Raw genomic sequence first — 13,895 nt, forward strand, 5'->3', positions numbered from 1 at the left:
GCGAAGTAGGTAGGCTCTTCGCAGTCCCATGAGCATTCCCTTTGTTACCCTGACGGCCGATGAGGCCGCTGCCCTGATCCAAAATGGCCAGACCCTTGGCGTGAGTGGTTTCACTCCCGCCGGTGCCGCCAAAGTCGTGCCCCGCGCCCTTGCCGCGCGTGCCCGCGCCGAACACGAGGCCGGCCGCCCCTTCAAGGTCGCGATCGTCTCCGGCGCCTCCACCGGCGACTCGCTCGACGGCGAATTGGCCCGCGCCGACGCCATCTCCTGGCGCACCCCTTACCAGAGCAACAAATCCCTGCGCGAAAGCATCAACGCGGGCCGCACGCGGTTTTTTGACATGCACCTTTCCCACCTGCCCCAACAGGTGCGCAGCGGCTTCCTGGGCGACATCGATTGGGCCGTCGTCGAGGCCAGCGACGTTTCCCCCTCCGGCGAGATCACCCTGACCACCTCGGTCGGCGCCTCCCCCACCTTCCTGCGTTGCGCCAAGAAGGTCATCATCGAGGTCAACCGCTTCCATTCGCCCAACCTGCGCGGTTTCCACGACATCTACGAGCCGATGGACCCGCCCTTCCGCCAGCCCATCCCGATTCTGCGCCCGTCCGATCGCATCGGCACGCCGACCGTGAAGGTCGATCCGAACAAAATCGTGGGCATCGTCTATAGCGATATGCCCGACGAAAACGGTGGCTTCGAGCCCGCCGACGATACCACCGAGCGTATAGGCAATAATGTCGCCGAGTTCATCGCCGGTGAGCTGCACGCCGGCCGCATTCCGAAGCAGTTTCTGCCCATTCAATCCGGCGTGGGTAACATCGCCAACGCCGTCCTCGGCAGCCTCGGCGCGCACCCCGGCATTCCCGCCTTCGAAATGTACTCCGAGGTCATCCAGGACTCGGTCATCCAGTTGGTGCGCTCCGGTAAGGTGAAGTTCGCCACCGGCACCTCGCTCACCATCGCCAAGGACGTGTTGCTCAAGTTCTACGACGACCTGGAGTTTTTCCGCTCCCGCATTCTTCTCCGCCCGCAGGAGATCACCAACAACCCCGAGATCGTCCGCCGTCTGGGCATTATCACCATCAATACCGCCATCGAGGTGGACATTTTTGGTAACATCAACTCGACGCACATCATGGGCAGCAACCTCATGAATGGTATCGGCGGCTCGGGAGATTTCACCCGCAACGCGCACATCTCCATCTTCACCTGTCCGTCGTCAGCCAAGGGCGGCAAGATCAGCACCATCGTGCCGCTGGTTTCGCACATGGACCACAGCGAGCACTCGGTGCAGGTCGTCGTCACCGAAAACGGCGTGGCCGACCTGCGCGGCAAGACCCCCAACGAGCGCGCCCAGTTGATCATCCAAAAGTGCGCGCATCCCCAGTTCCACGACCTGCTCCAACACTACTACGAGATGTCCAAGCAGGGCCAAACCCCGCAGACGCTCAGCCGCGCCTTCGCCTTCCACGAACAGTTCCTGCGCACCGGCGACATGCGCCAGACCCCGTTGGGCTAAAGCCCATGCCTCAGGCGCCGGCCCGCCTTCGTGTGGCCCGGCTCCGAAAAAGTAGCGCAGGCTTCCCAGCCTGCCTCGGGCGCTTTCCGGAGCTTTCCCCGAGCAGACTGGAAGTCTGCGCTACTTTTTGGCCACAGCCGACACGGAGGTCGTCCCGCCGCAATCGTTCTCGTTCTCTTACTCCTACTCGTTCCCGACGTTGGATCGTTCTATCCGAGTAAGAGTAAGAGAACGAGAATGATTCGAGCGCCGCCCCCCCCCTCCGCTCAACCCCCATTGGCGCACGCGGTTTAAAACTTCCGTCCGGCAAATCGGCCGCATAGCACTGTGTCCATGAAATTGGCCCCCGGCACCGGAGCCGCACCTTACGCAATCGCGTTGGTCGACCAACGCACGCTGCTGACCGCGTCTACCCTCAGGCTTTCCAACCAACTGAGGATCGCCCACACCCGCCCCGATCGGGTGATTGTAAAGTACCAACCCGGCCGGCGCTACTTGGTGCTCACCCCGCTACAATGGCAGGCACTGGAAACCTTCGCCGAGGGCCGCACCGTGCCAGGCGTACTGCTCGAACTCATCGGCCAGCGCCGCACGATACCGTTGCGCGAGTTCTACGAGATCGTGGTCAAAGCCTTCGATGCGGGGATCCTCCAGATGAGCCAACAGCCGGTCCCGCCGGCCGTGGCCCCGGCGGTTTGGCGCGGTAGCACCCAGGGCAAACCGGCGCGCTGGCTGGCCCTGCTCGCCATGGCCGCCGCCAGCATTACGATTATCCTGCGTCCCCTTCCCCTGCCCCAACACGCCGGGCACCTGGCCATCGGCTGGCTACTCACCTGTGTGGCCATCAGCCTTGGCTACCTGCTCGCCGCCTGCGTGGTGCGCGGTGCCGGCTGCGAGGTTTATCACCCGCAACTGCTCTGGCGGCGCACGATTCACCCCCGCTTCCGAGCCGATCTGGACGACACATTATGGGCAGTCGGGACGCCCAAATCAACGTCGCCCTCGTTCGCCTCGCCCCGCAGTTTGCTCTGACCGCACTGGCCGCCGTTTACCTGCCAGGCGCTGTTTTCCCACTCCTTTGCGGACTCATCGCCCTGCTCTCCCCGCTTTGGAAATCGCCCATGCTGGACCTGCTGCACGCCCTCTACGGCGACGTGCGCCTCGCCATCACCTACGACTTCAAGTTCATCCAAAACCAGTTGTTTAACGTCCTGCTGCACGCCCGGCTCAAGTTCGCAGACCGCCGCTTTCTGCTCATCGCCACCAGCTACACGGTGTTATGGCTGGTGATTTTATTCCTCGGCGGTTGCGCACTTCTGCAGGTCAACGCACTCGAGTTGCTGCAACGCTTCCGGGACTCCGGCGGCCTCCATTTCACCGCACTGGCCCTGCTCACGACCTTCGGCCTGATGGTAGCCGTCACCGTGAGCCTGCTCGGCTGGTTTGCATGGAAACACCTACGCGCGTGGTTGCGTCTGAGGACCGCCACGACGCTCCACCCCCAGTCGATGACGGTCGACCCGGAGCGTATCAAAACCCTGTTGAGCCGCACCTTGCTCTTCCGTGGTCTGGCTGCGGCGGACATTGCCGTTCTGGCCGCGGCGGTGGTCGCCGAGGAGCATTCCGCCGGCAGCCTCGTGGTGCGTGAAGCCGAACTGGGCGAAAAACTCTACATCGTATTCTCCGGCCGGGTAGAGGTGGTGCGCGAACTCGCCGTAGGTCGAACCGAAGCGATTGCCACCCTGCAGGAGGCGGACATTTTTGGCGAAATCGCCCTTCTGGCGCTCGATCGCACCCGCCGCCGCTCGGTGCGTTGCCTCACCGACAGCGTTCTGCTCTCGCTGGGCCGGGCTGAGTTTGAGCAACTCGTGCTCACGCGCCTTTCCCGCGACACCATCGAGCAGACGGTGCAAAAAATGGCCTTTCTGCAGCGCATCCCGTTGTCGCGCCACTGGAGCCCGCATGCGGTGGCCTCCTTCGCCCGACGTAGCATTTTTCAAGACTTCCGCCCCGGCGAAATCGTCATCACCGAAGGCCGTGAAAACGGTTTTTTCCACCTCATCCACGAGGGTGAGATGCGCGTCCTCAAGCAGGACAAAGAAGTCGCCTCGCTGAATTCGGGGCAGTTTTTCGGCGAGATCAGCCTGCTGCAAAACAGCATCGCGACGGCGACCATCGTTGCCCACTCGCCTTGCCGAAACCTGATCCTGTCCAAAACCGACTTCCTCAATTTCATCACCCAGGATTTTCTGATCGGCATCCAATTCGAGGAGATCAGCTCGAAGCGCCTCGGCCACCCGATCTTCCCCCTCAACGGGTAATCCGCCGCCGTGCTGCGCGATTGATTGGCGCGGCGCGCTTGGCGGAACCTTGAGCTCACGCTCAAGGCCACATCCTCATTCCAGCCACCACATCCGCACCCCTGCACCGCCCGCCTACCTTCGTTTACCTTCAAGCCTCCGTTCCCGTGGCCTTGAGCGTGAGCTCAAGGCCACATCCTCATTCCAGCCACCACATCCGCACCCCTGCACCGCCCCGCCTACCTTCGTTTACCTTCATGCCTCCGTTCCCGTGGCCTTGAGCGTGAGCTCAAGGTTCCGAACCGCGCTGCGCGATTAATTGGCGCGGCGCGCCTGGCGGAACCTTGAGCTCACGCTCAAGGCCACAGCGGAACCCGGCCCCAGATCCGGCCCCCAGAACCTTGAGCTCATGCTCAAGGCCACATCCTCATTCCAGCCACCACATCCGCACCCCTGCACCGCCCCGCCTACCTTCGTTTACCTTCATGCCTCCGTTCCCGTGGCCTTGAGCGTGAGCTCAAGGTTCCGCCCCCCGCCCCCGACCTCGCCCTCCACGCCCGTCGCCGAAGCTACGACCACTTTTACCTTGTCAGTCCGAAGACACGGCTCTGCCTTGACCCTCCCAACCGAACCCGAGTTCCCTCCCCCTCTCCCCATGGCGTCCAATTACACCGAAGATTCGATCAAAACCCTTTCCCCGCTCGAACACATCCGGCTGCGCCCCGGCATGTACATCGGGCGCCTGGGCAACGGCTCCAACGTCGAGGACGGCATCTACGTGCTGCTCAAGGAAACCATCGATAACTCGATCGACGAGTACACGATGGGCCACGGTAAAAAGATCGAAATCGAGCTCAACGACCGCTCCATCCGCGTGCGCGACTACGGCCGCGGCATCCCGCTGGGCAAACTCATCGACTGCGTCTCGATCATCAACACCGGCGCCAAATACGACAGCGAGACCTTCCAAAAATCCGTCGGTCTCAACGGCGTCGGCCAAAAAGCGGTCAACGCCTTGTCGCTTTCCTTCACCGCCCAGGCCATCCGCGAGGGCGAGACGCGCGTCGTCGAGTTCGAGCAGGGCAAGCTGAGCAAGGACCGCAAAAACCACAAAACCGCCGAGCGCAACGGCACGATTATCTCGTTCACCCCCGACGCGGCGCTCTTTGGCCAAGACTTCAAGTTCCGCCCCGAGTTCATCGAGGAGATGCTCTGGAACTACGCCTACCTCAACCGCGGGCTCACCCTCACGTTCAACGGCAAGGCCTACAAATCCGAAAACGGCCTCAAGGACCTGCTGGTTAAAAAACTCACCGGCGACACCCTTTACCCGATCGTCCACATCGAGGCCGAGGACATCGAGGTCGCCCTCACCCACGGCGCCCACTACGGCGAGGAGTACTACTCGTTCGTCAACGGCCAGCACACCACCATGGGCGGCACCCACCTCGCCGCGTTCCGCGAAGCGCTGGTCGCCACCCTGCGCAACTTTTTCAAAAAAGACTACGACGCCGCCGACATCCGCCAATCGGTCATCGCTGCGGTTTCGATCCGCGTGCAGGAGCCCGTGTTCGAGTCGCAGACCAAGACCAAACTCGGTTCCAACGACCTTGGGCCCAAGGGCCCGACGATCCGCCAATTCATCGGCGGATTTCTGCAAACTCACCTCGACAACTGGCTGCACCGCAACCCCGAGGCGGCCGACGCCCTCAAGCGCAAGATCGAGGAAAGCGAGCGCGAGCGCAAAGAGCTCTCCGGCATCCGCAACCTCGCCCGCGAGCGCGCCAAAAAAGCCTCCCTGCACAACCGCAAGCTGCGCGACTGCCGCGTGCACCTCGACACCAAGGACAAACGCGCCGAAGCCAGCACGATCTTCATCGTCGAGGGCGACTCCGCCTCCGGCTCGCTGACCTCCTGCCGCGACGTGCAGACCCAGGCCGTCTTCGCCCTGAAGGGCAAACCGCTTAACACCTTTGGGTTAACCAAGAAGGTGATTTACGAAAACGAGGAATTTCACCTTCTGCAAAGCGCGCTCAACATCGAGGACGGCATGGACGGCCTGCGTTACAACAAGGTCATCATAGCCACCGACGCCGACGTCGACGGCATGCACATCCGCCTGCTGCTGCTCTCGTTTATCCTGCAGTTTTTCCCCGAGCTGATCACCCAAGGCCACCTGTTCATTTTGGAGACGCCGCTGTTCCGCGTGCGCAACAAAAAGGAAACGCGTTACTGCTACAGCGAAGCGGAAAAGCAGGCCGCGATGATGAAGCTCGGCCAGGCCGCCGAGATCACGCGCTTCAAAGGTTTGGGCGAAGTGAGCCCGGCCGAGTTCAAGGATTTCATCGGCGAGAACATGCGCGCCGAGAAAGTCACCCTCGACCGCCTGCACGACGTCGAGGGGTTGCTCACCTTCTACATGGGCAAAAATACACCCACGCGGCAGGATTTCATCATCAGCAACCTGCGCGCCGAGAAGGACCTGATCGAGGCGTAAGGGGTAGCTCGACGTTTTCGGGTGGGCACCCGCCAAGTGATTGCCCACGAAACACACGAAATGACCCGAAAAAGGCTAACGTAGAAGCCCTTGCTGCTAAAACCAAGGGCCGCTGATTTCCAGTGGCCTTGAGCGTGTGCGCAGGGCGTGGTGCCTTGGGCGTCTCGCCCCTTGGGTGGTCCGTAATGTGGCATGGGCGTCTCGCCCATGAGTCTGACCGCGCGGCAGTTACACCAATAGCTTAAACGAACGGGGCTATTTTTCAACGCAAAGCCGCCGAGACGCAAAGTTAGCAAAGTATTACTGTGAGCGGCGGCGCGAACACCGTCTATTTCTGGCGGTTACAAAATCACCTGTCGTAAAAGCCGATGACCGGCCCCGCCAGGGGCCGATCATCAGGCCCGGTCAGCTTGCGGGTTCGTCGGCCAGGCGGTCTTTCATGCGGTAGGATTTGCCCTCGATGACGACGGTCTGAGCGCGGTGCAGCAGGCGGTCCAAGATCGCCGCGGTGATGCCAGCGTCGTTGTTAAAGATCCCTGCCCAGTGTTTGTAGGCCTTGTTGGTGGTGACGATCAGCGAGCCGCGTTCGTAGCGTTGGCTGACGATCTGGAAGAGCAGGTCGGCCCCCGACTTGTCGAGCGGCAGGTAGCCGACCTCATCGAGCACGAGCACCGCAGGGGTCATGTAACGCTTCAACTCGGCTTGCAACCGGTGCAGGGACTGGGCGGTGACCAGGGCGTTGATCGCGTCCACCGCCGTCGTAAACAGCACCGTGTAACCCGCCTGGCAGGCCGCGTAGCCCAACGCGCTCGCGAGATGTGTCTTCCCAAGCCCCACACCACCGCAAAACACCGCGTTGGTGCGCTCCTTGACAAAGCCCAGTTCGAAGAGGTGCCGCACCTGCGCTTCGTTCAACTCCTTGGGCCAGTCCCACTGGAACTGGTCGACGGTTTTCTTGACCGGGAAGCGCGCCGCCTGGATACGCCGCTCCAGCGCCCGGATCTGGCGGTCCTGGGTCTCGGCCTGCACCAGTCGGCGTAAAAATTCGGCGTGCGAACAGCGCGCCTTGGCCGCCTCGGCCGTCAGTTCGCCGTGGTGACGCAACAGGTAACCGAGTTTCAGATACTTGAGCTGGTCTTTTAATAAATCGGGTTTTTCGGGTTCTGTTTTCATTGGGTATAGGGGCTTAAATCCGGGGGACGCAGTTCGAGTTCCAGTGCGGCCAACGCGTCGGCGCGGGTGAGGTGGATCGGCCCGGCTTGCGGCAAGGCCCGCGCGCGTTGTTCGAGCAAGTTGAGGATGTAATCGCTGGAGTAGGCGCCGAGTTCATGGGCGCTTTCGATCGCCCGGCCGACTGCCTCCGTTCCATACAGGGCCACCAAACCCACGATAGTCGCCAGGTGGTGTCCCGCGTTGAGCCGGCGCTCCTCCAGCCCCCGTTGGTAGGCGGGTGCCGCCGGGCTCAGTTCCAAAAACCGTAGCCGCAGGCGCTGCCGCGCCCCCTGCCGTTTGCGCTCCTCGAGTTCGCGCACATGCTCGGGGTTTTCCACATCGGCGCGGCGGGCAAAACTGCGGGCATGCTCGGCCACCAGGGTGCGGTCCGCATAAAACCTCACCTGCGCCCCCTCGATCTGCGCGGTGAGTAGCGCCCCGGCAAACTTCGTGGGCACCGAGTAGCGGTTCGTTTCGATACTCACCCGGCACCGCCGCGACGCCCGCACGCTTAAGGTGCGCACCGCCGGACTGGCCACCGGGTTAAGCGGCAGGAGCGCAGCGCGCTCCTCGGGCAGCCGGTCCACCGGCCGGCCCTGGGTTTCAGCGTGCACGCGCACGTTGGCCACCGTTTCCAGCCACAAGCTGGCGGCCGGCCCCAGCTCGGTAAACCCATTCATCTGCCTCCCGCCAAGGAAGCTTTTTTTCACGTAACCCACCGCGTTTTCCACCATGCCCTTGGACTGCGGATGCCCCGGCCCGCACGCTTTTATCGTAAACCCGTAGTGCCGGGCAAAGTCCAGGTACTGGGCGTTGTACACCGGGTCGGTCCCGGGCACATGCGAGAGGACGGCCGTCTTGCAGTTATCGACCATCACCTCGCGCGGCACCCCGCCGAGTTTTTCAAAGGCGCGCCGGTGACAGCCCAGCCACCACTCCTGGCCCTGCCCGAGGGTAAATTCCACATGCAGGAACCGGCTGTAGCCCAAAACCATGACGAAAAAACTTAAAGCCCGCCGGGTGCCGTCCACCTCCACCGAGCCAAAGCTGCCCCAGTCCACCTGCGCGGTCTGGCCGGGGGCAAACTTGAGGGTAAGAAACGCCTCCAGGTTCCTCGGCCGCACCCGCCGCACGTAGTCTTTCAAAATTGAATACCCGCCCGTGTACCCCCGCTCGCGCACCTTTTGCCAGAGCTGCATGGCGGTGAACGGATGGGCCTCCAGCCACCGCGCGATCGCCGGCTTGTGCACGTCGAGCTTGCTTGGCCTAGGCACCTGCGCGGCCTGGCTGCGCACGTACTTTTCCTGCGGCTGCCAGCGCCTCACCGTCTGCACGTGCAACTGGAGCGAGCGGGCGATTTGCGGCGCACTGTGACCGGCCGCCTCCGCCTGTTTTATCCGGCAATACAGTTCGTAATCGATCACGCGCCCACCTCCCGGCTCGGCGGCGGCGTTGCCGCCAGCGTGTGCGTTGGCCTGCCCCGGTCCAAGGAGAGCACCTGGTAAAGTGGCGCGGCGTAGGCGATCACCCCGGCCTCGATTAACTGCCGACGCGCCTCGACCAGGCCGTCCTCGCTGAGCGTGAGCAGCCGGGCCAGGGTGCGCGTGGCGTAGTAACTCAGCCCGTCGGCGTCACCCACGGTTACCAGGACCAGATAGAGGCCCCAGGCGGGGGCACTGGCCCGCCCCAGGTAATTGCCCCGCACCAGCCGGTGGTCCAGCCAGCTAAACTGGGCCGGCGTGCGCCGGAGTTGTTCGCGATCGATCGGTTGTTTTTGCATAATCGGGCGGCTGGACGTCGATGCCCAGGATCACCCGCCCCCGGGAGTGCAGGTGTCGCAGCATGGGTTCGAGGTCCTCTTGTAACGTCACTCCGGCGAACTGCGCGATAAGCCCCACGAGCACAGGGTTTTGCGACTCCCAGCTGTCTTGTAACGCCGCGCAGGGATTCGGTAACGCCACCTCGGCGACCGGCTCGGCTTTAGGCTGGTGCACAACGGATTGCGTAGTTGGGATGTCTTGTAACGCCACCCGCCGTCGCGGCCCCCTCCGCCTTGAGTACCCCGGATTGGCCTTCCGCCACTCCTGCACCCGTTGGACATTTTCTGGGCCTTTCCAGTGGTCGAGGTTCTCCGGCTTCGCCAACCATTTGGCCTGACTGGCCGCCCGGCTCGCCCGTCGGCATCCCGGCTTCCCGCAGTAGCGCTGACGCTCGCGGTTATGCGCGTCGGGCAGAAAGAAATCGGCACAGTGCAAACACTTGCGTGAACCGGTTGGATGCATCGCTGTGCATCCGCCAAGCGTCCCGCCGGTTCAATCTCCACCCATTCGCACCCCTCATATCCCCAGCCGGACAGGGAAGAAAACCCACCCACGGAAGAAGAGTATTACTCTTTTTAAGGGGAAGAAGATCCACCGAAGAAGAAGTGCATTCCTAACCGCCAGAAATAGACGCTTTCCCGCTCGCCGCTCACATATTACAAAGGAGTGATTTCATTGCGCTTCTTCGCGTCCTTGCGCCTTTGCGTTAAAGCCTAAAATCGAAACGTGTAGGGCATAATAACGACTAAGGCAACGCCTTGCAGGCACTTCTGCATCAAGCCAGCCATTGAACCAACACAGGTTTCTTGTGTCATACCATTTCGCGTTCAAAGAAATTCAAACGAACCGTTTTAACCACAATGCCTGTAAGGCATTCCTAAAAGTACCATAACCGACACAGCAGCAATCCCATGGGCGAGACGCCCATGCCACGTCAATCCCATGGGCGGGACGCCCATGCTACGTCCGGACGGGGCCGAGTGCCTTGGGCGTCCCGCCCTTTCATCGGCTCGTAACGTGGCATGGGCGTCTCGCCCATGGTCTTGATTTAGAGGTGATTAAATCCATCTTGGCCATGCCTTACAGGCATTGGTTTTAACCACTAATGATCACTAATTTCCGCTAATAAAAACAAGGGATTCGCCGCTTCTGGATTAGTGTATCTTAGTGTTCATTAGTGGTTAAAAATCCGGTTGTTTTAAGGTTGGATGATGAGTCGCTGTGAGCGGCGAGCGGGAAAGCGTCTATTTCTGGCGGTTAGGAATGCACTTCTTCTTCGGTGGATCTTCTTCCCCTTAAAAAGAGTAATACTCTTCTTCCGTGGGTGGGTTTTCTTCCCTGTCCGGCTGGGGATATGAGGGGTGCGAATGGGTGGAGATTGAACCGGCGGGACGCTTGGCGGATGCACAGCGATGCATCCAACCGGTTCACGCAAGTGTTTGCACTGTGTCGATTTCTTTCTGCCCGACGCGCATAACCGCGAGCGTCAGCGCTACTGCGGGAAGCCGGGATGCCGACGGGCGAGCCGGGCGGCCAGTCAGGCCAAATGGTTGGCGAAGCCGGAGAACCTCGACCACTGGAAAGGCCCAGAAAATGTCCAACGGGTGCAGGAGTGGCGGAAGGCCAATCCGGGGTACTCAAGGCGGAGGGGGCCGCGACGGCGGGTGGCGTTACAAGACATCCCAACTACGCAATCCGTTGTGCACCAGCCTAAAGCCGAGCCGGTCGCCGAGGTGGCGTTACCGAATCCCTGCGTGCCGTTACAAGACAGATGGGAGTCGCAAAACCCTGTGCTCGTGGGGCTTATCGCGCAGTTCGCCGGAGTGACGTTACAAGAGGACCTCGAACCCATGCTGCGACACCTGCAATCCCGGGGGCGGGTGATCCTGGGCATCGACGTCCAGCCGCCCGATTATGCAAAAACAACCGATCGATCGCGAACAACTCCGGCGCACGCCGGCCCAGTTTAGCTGGCTGGACCACCGGCTGGTGCGGGGCAATTACCTGGGGCGGGCCAGTGCCCCCGCCTGGGGCCTCTATCTGGTCCTGGTCACCGTGGGCGACGCCGACGGGCTGAGTTACTACGCCACGCGCACCCTGGCCCGGCTGCTCACGCTCAGCGAGGACGGCCTGGTCGAGGCGCGCCGGCAGTTAATCGAGGCCGGGGTGATCGCCTACGCCGCGCCACTTTACCAGGTGCTCTCCTTGGACCGGGGCAGGCCAACGCACACGCTGGCGGCAACGCCGCCGCCGAGCCGGGAGGTGGGCGCGTGATCGATTACGAACTGTATTGCCGGATAAAACAGGCGGAGGCGGCCGGTCACAGTGCGCCGCAAATCGCCCGCTCGCTCCAGTTGCACGTGCAGACGGTGAGGCGCTGGCAGGCGCAGGAAAAGTACGTGCGCAGCCAGGCCGCGCAGGTGCCTAGGCCAAGCAAGCTCGACGTGCACAAGCCGGCGATCGCGCGCTGGCTGGAGGCCCATCCGTTCACCGCCATGCAGCTCTGGCAAAAGGTGCGCGAGCGGGGGTACACGGGCGGGTATTCAATTTTGAAAGACTACGTGCGGCGGGTGCGGCCGAGGAACCTGGAGGCGTTTCTTACCCTCAAGTTTGCCCCCGGCCAGACCGCGCAGGTGGACTGGGGCAGTTTTGGCGCGGTGGAGGTGGACGGCACCCGGCGGGCTTTAAGTTTTTTCGTCATGGTTTTGGGGTACAGCCGGTTCCTGCATGTGGAATTTACCCTCGGGCAGGGCCAGGAGTGGTGGCTGGGCTGTCACCGGCGCGCCTTTGAAAAACTCGGCGGGGTGCCGCGCGAGGTGATGGTGGACAACTGCAAGACGGCCGTCCTCTCGCATGTGCCCGGGACCGACCCGGTGTACAACGCCCAGTACCTGGACTTTGCCCGGCACTACGGGTTTACGATAAAAGCGTGCGGGCCGGGGCATCCGCAGTCCAAGGGCATGGTGGAAAACGCGGTGGGTTACGTGAAAAAAAGCTTCCTTGGCGGGCGGCAGATGAACGGGTTTACCGAGCTGGGGCCGGCCGCCAGCTTGTGGCTGGAAACGGTGGCCAACGTGCGCGTTCACGCTGAAACCCAGGGCCGGCCGGTGGACCGGCTGCCCGAGGAGCGCGCTGCGCTCCTGCCGCTTAACCCGGTGGCCAGTCCGGCGGTGCGCACCTTAAGCGTGCGGGCGTCGCGGCGGTGCCGGGTGAGTATCGAAACGAACCGCTACTCGGTGCCCACGAAGTTTGCCGGGGCGCTACTCACCGCGCAGATCGAGGGGGCGCAGGTGAGGTTTTATGCGGACCGCACCCTGGTGGCCGAGCATGCCCGCAGTTTTGCCCGCCGCGCCGATGTGGAAAACCCCGAGCATGTGCGCGAACTCGAGGAGCGCAAACGGCAGGGGGCGCGGCAGCGCCTGCGGCTACGGTTTTTGGAACTGAGCCCGGCGGCACCCGCCTACCAACGGGGGCTGGAGGAGCGCCGGCTCAACGCGGGACACCACCTGGCGACTATCGTGGGTTTGGTGGCCCTGTATGGAACGGAGGCAGTCGGCCGGGCGATCGAAAGCGCCCATGAACTCGGCGCCTACTCCAGCGATTACATCCTCAACTTGCTCGAACAACGCGCGCGGGCCTTGCCGCAAGCCGGGCCGATCCACCTCACCCGCGCCGACGCGTTGGCCGCACTGGAACTCGAACTGCGTCCCCCGGATTTAAGCCCCTATACCCAATGAAAACAGAACCCGAAAAAACCGATTTATTAAAAGATCAACTCAAGTACCTGAAACTCGGTTACCTGCTGCGCCACCACGGCGAACTCACGGCCGAGGCGGCCAAGGCGCGCTGTTCGCACGCCGAATTTTTACGCCGACTGGTGCAGGCCGAGACCCAGGACCGCCAGATCCGGGCGCTGGAGCGGCGCATCCAGGCAGCGCGCTTCCCGGTCAAGAAAACCGTCGACCAGTTCCAGTGGGACTGGCCCAAGGAGTTGAACGAAGCGCAGGTGCGGCACCTCTTCGAACTGGGCTTTGTCAAGGAGCGCACCAACGCGGTGTTTTGCGGTGGTGTGGGGCTTGGGAAGACACATCTCGCGAGCGCGTTGGGCTACGCGGCGTGCCAGGCGGGCTACACGGTGCTGTTTACGACGGCGGTGGACGCGATCAACGCTTTGGTCACCGCCCAGTCCCTGCACCGGTTGCAAGCCGAGTTGAAGCGTTACATGACCCCTGCGGTGCTCGTGCTCGATGAGGTCGGCTACCTGCCGCTCGACAAGTCGGGGGCCGACCTGCTCTTCCAGATCGTCAGCCAACGCTACGAACGCGGCTCGCTGATCGTCACCACCAACAAGGCCTACAAACACTGGGCAGGGATCTTTAACAACGACGCTGGCATCACCGCGGCGATCCTGGACCGCCTACTGCACCGGGCCCAGACCGTCGTCATCGAGGGCAAATCCTACCGCATGAAAGACCGCCTGGCCGACGAACCTGCAAGCTGACCGGGCCTGATGATCGGCCCCTGGCGGGGCCGGTCATCGGCTTTTA

At 62.4% G+C, this 13,895-nt stretch carries 10 protein-coding genes; 7 read left to right on the forward strand and 3 right to left on the reverse strand.

Annotated features, from left to right (window positions below; translation table 11 throughout):
* Positions 1 to 28: 28 nt before the first annotated feature.
* The 4 genes from H2170_15535 to H2170_15550 all read left to right on the forward strand — a co-directional run bounded on the left by H2170_15535 (position 29) and on the right by H2170_15550 (position 6,316).
* Entirely contained in the window at positions 29 to 1,519 is a 1,491-nt protein-coding gene (locus H2170_15535; GenBank protein MCS6301481.1) for a succinate CoA transferase, read from the forward strand.
* 327 nt (positions 1,520 to 1,846) lie between these two features.
* Positions 1,847 to 2,551 carry a hypothetical protein gene (locus tag H2170_15540; protein MCS6301482.1) on the forward strand — a complete coding sequence of 235 codons (705 nt, stop codon included), beginning with the start codon at positions 1,847 to 1,849 and terminating at the stop codon, positions 2,549 to 2,551.
* A complete protein-coding gene (locus tag H2170_15545; protein ID MCS6301483.1) occupies positions 2,488 to 3,840 on the forward strand; it encodes a cyclic nucleotide-binding domain-containing protein in 1,353 nt (450 codons plus the stop codon). Before H2170_15540 ends, H2170_15545 begins: the two co-directional genes overlap by 64 nt.
* A 634-nt stretch (positions 3,841 to 4,474) precedes the next feature.
* The gene (locus tag H2170_15550; protein MCS6301484.1) at positions 4,475 to 6,316 is read left to right on the forward strand and encodes a type IIA DNA topoisomerase subunit B; all 1,842 of its coding nucleotides are present in this window, start codon (positions 4,475 to 4,477) and stop codon (positions 6,314 to 6,316) included.
* Between the two features lie 405 nt (positions 6,317 to 6,721).
* On the opposite strand, the gene H2170_15555 is transcribed toward H2170_15550, so the two are convergent.
* The 3 genes from H2170_15555 to H2170_15565 are packed head-to-tail and all read right to left on the reverse strand — an operon-like array spanning position 6,722 to position 9,308.
* On the reverse strand, positions 6,722 to 7,489 hold the full coding sequence (locus H2170_15555; protein ID MCS6301485.1) for an ATP-binding protein: 768 nt from the start codon (positions 7,487 to 7,489) through the stop codon (positions 6,722 to 6,724).
* Positions 7,486 to 8,952 (reverse strand): IS21 family transposase, encoded by a 1,467-nt coding sequence (locus H2170_15560; GenBank protein MCS6301486.1) that lies wholly within the window; start codon positions 8,950 to 8,952, stop codon positions 7,486 to 7,488. Before H2170_15560 ends, H2170_15555 begins: the two co-directional genes overlap by 4 nt.
* Complete coding sequence (locus tag H2170_15565; GenBank protein ID MCS6301487.1) at positions 8,949 to 9,308, reverse strand: hypothetical protein; 360 nt, start codon at positions 9,306 to 9,308, stop codon at positions 8,949 to 8,951. Before H2170_15565 ends, H2170_15560 begins: the two co-directional genes overlap by 4 nt.
* A gap of 1,954 nt (positions 9,309 to 11,262) precedes the next feature.
* Here H2170_15565 and H2170_15570 point away from each other — a divergent pair.
* Genes H2170_15570 through H2170_15580 form a run of 3 tightly spaced genes read left to right on the forward strand, consistent with a single transcriptional unit; the run spans position 11,263 to position 13,849 of the window.
* Positions 11,263 to 11,622 (forward strand): hypothetical protein, encoded by a 360-nt coding sequence (locus H2170_15570; protein ID MCS6301488.1) that lies wholly within the window; start codon positions 11,263 to 11,265, stop codon positions 11,620 to 11,622.
* On the forward strand, positions 11,619 to 13,085 hold the full coding sequence (locus tag H2170_15575) for an IS21 family transposase (protein MCS6301489.1): 1,467 nt from the start codon (positions 11,619 to 11,621) through the stop codon (positions 13,083 to 13,085). The genes H2170_15570 and H2170_15575 overlap by 4 nt, the downstream gene beginning before the upstream one ends.
* Positions 13,082 to 13,849 carry an ATP-binding protein gene (locus tag H2170_15580; GenBank protein MCS6301490.1) on the forward strand — a complete coding sequence of 256 codons (768 nt, stop codon included), beginning with the start codon at positions 13,082 to 13,084 and terminating at the stop codon, positions 13,847 to 13,849. Before H2170_15575 ends, H2170_15580 begins: the two co-directional genes overlap by 4 nt.
* The last annotated feature ends 46 nt before the right edge of the window (positions 13,850 to 13,895 follow it).

It is taken from the genome of Opitutus sp. (assembly GCA_024998815.1).
GTDB lineage: Bacteria > Verrucomicrobiota > Verrucomicrobiia > Opitutales > Opitutaceae > Rariglobus.

Coding starts and splice junctions, on each gene's coding strand:
- H2170_15535 (MCS6301481.1), top strand. CDS start 29: ATGAGCATTCCCTTTGTTACCCTGACGGCCGATGAGGCCGCTGCCCTG.
- H2170_15545 (MCS6301483.1), top strand. CDS start 2,488: ATGGGCAGTCGGGACGCCCAAATCAACGTCGCCCTCGTTCGCCTCGCC.
- H2170_15550 (MCS6301484.1), top strand. CDS start 4,475: ATGGCGTCCAATTACACCGAAGATTCGATCAAAACCCTTTCCCCGCTC.
- H2170_15555 (MCS6301485.1), bottom strand. CDS start 7,489: ATGAAAACAGAACCCGAAAAACCCGATTTATTAAAAGACCAGCTCAAG.
- H2170_15565 (MCS6301487.1), bottom strand. CDS start 9,308: ATGCAAAAACAACCGATCGATCGCGAACAACTCCGGCGCACGCCGGCC.
- H2170_15570 (MCS6301488.1), top strand. CDS start 11,263: ATGCAAAAACAACCGATCGATCGCGAACAACTCCGGCGCACGCCGGCC.
- H2170_15580 (MCS6301490.1), top strand. CDS start 13,082: ATGAAAACAGAACCCGAAAAAACCGATTTATTAAAAGATCAACTCAAG.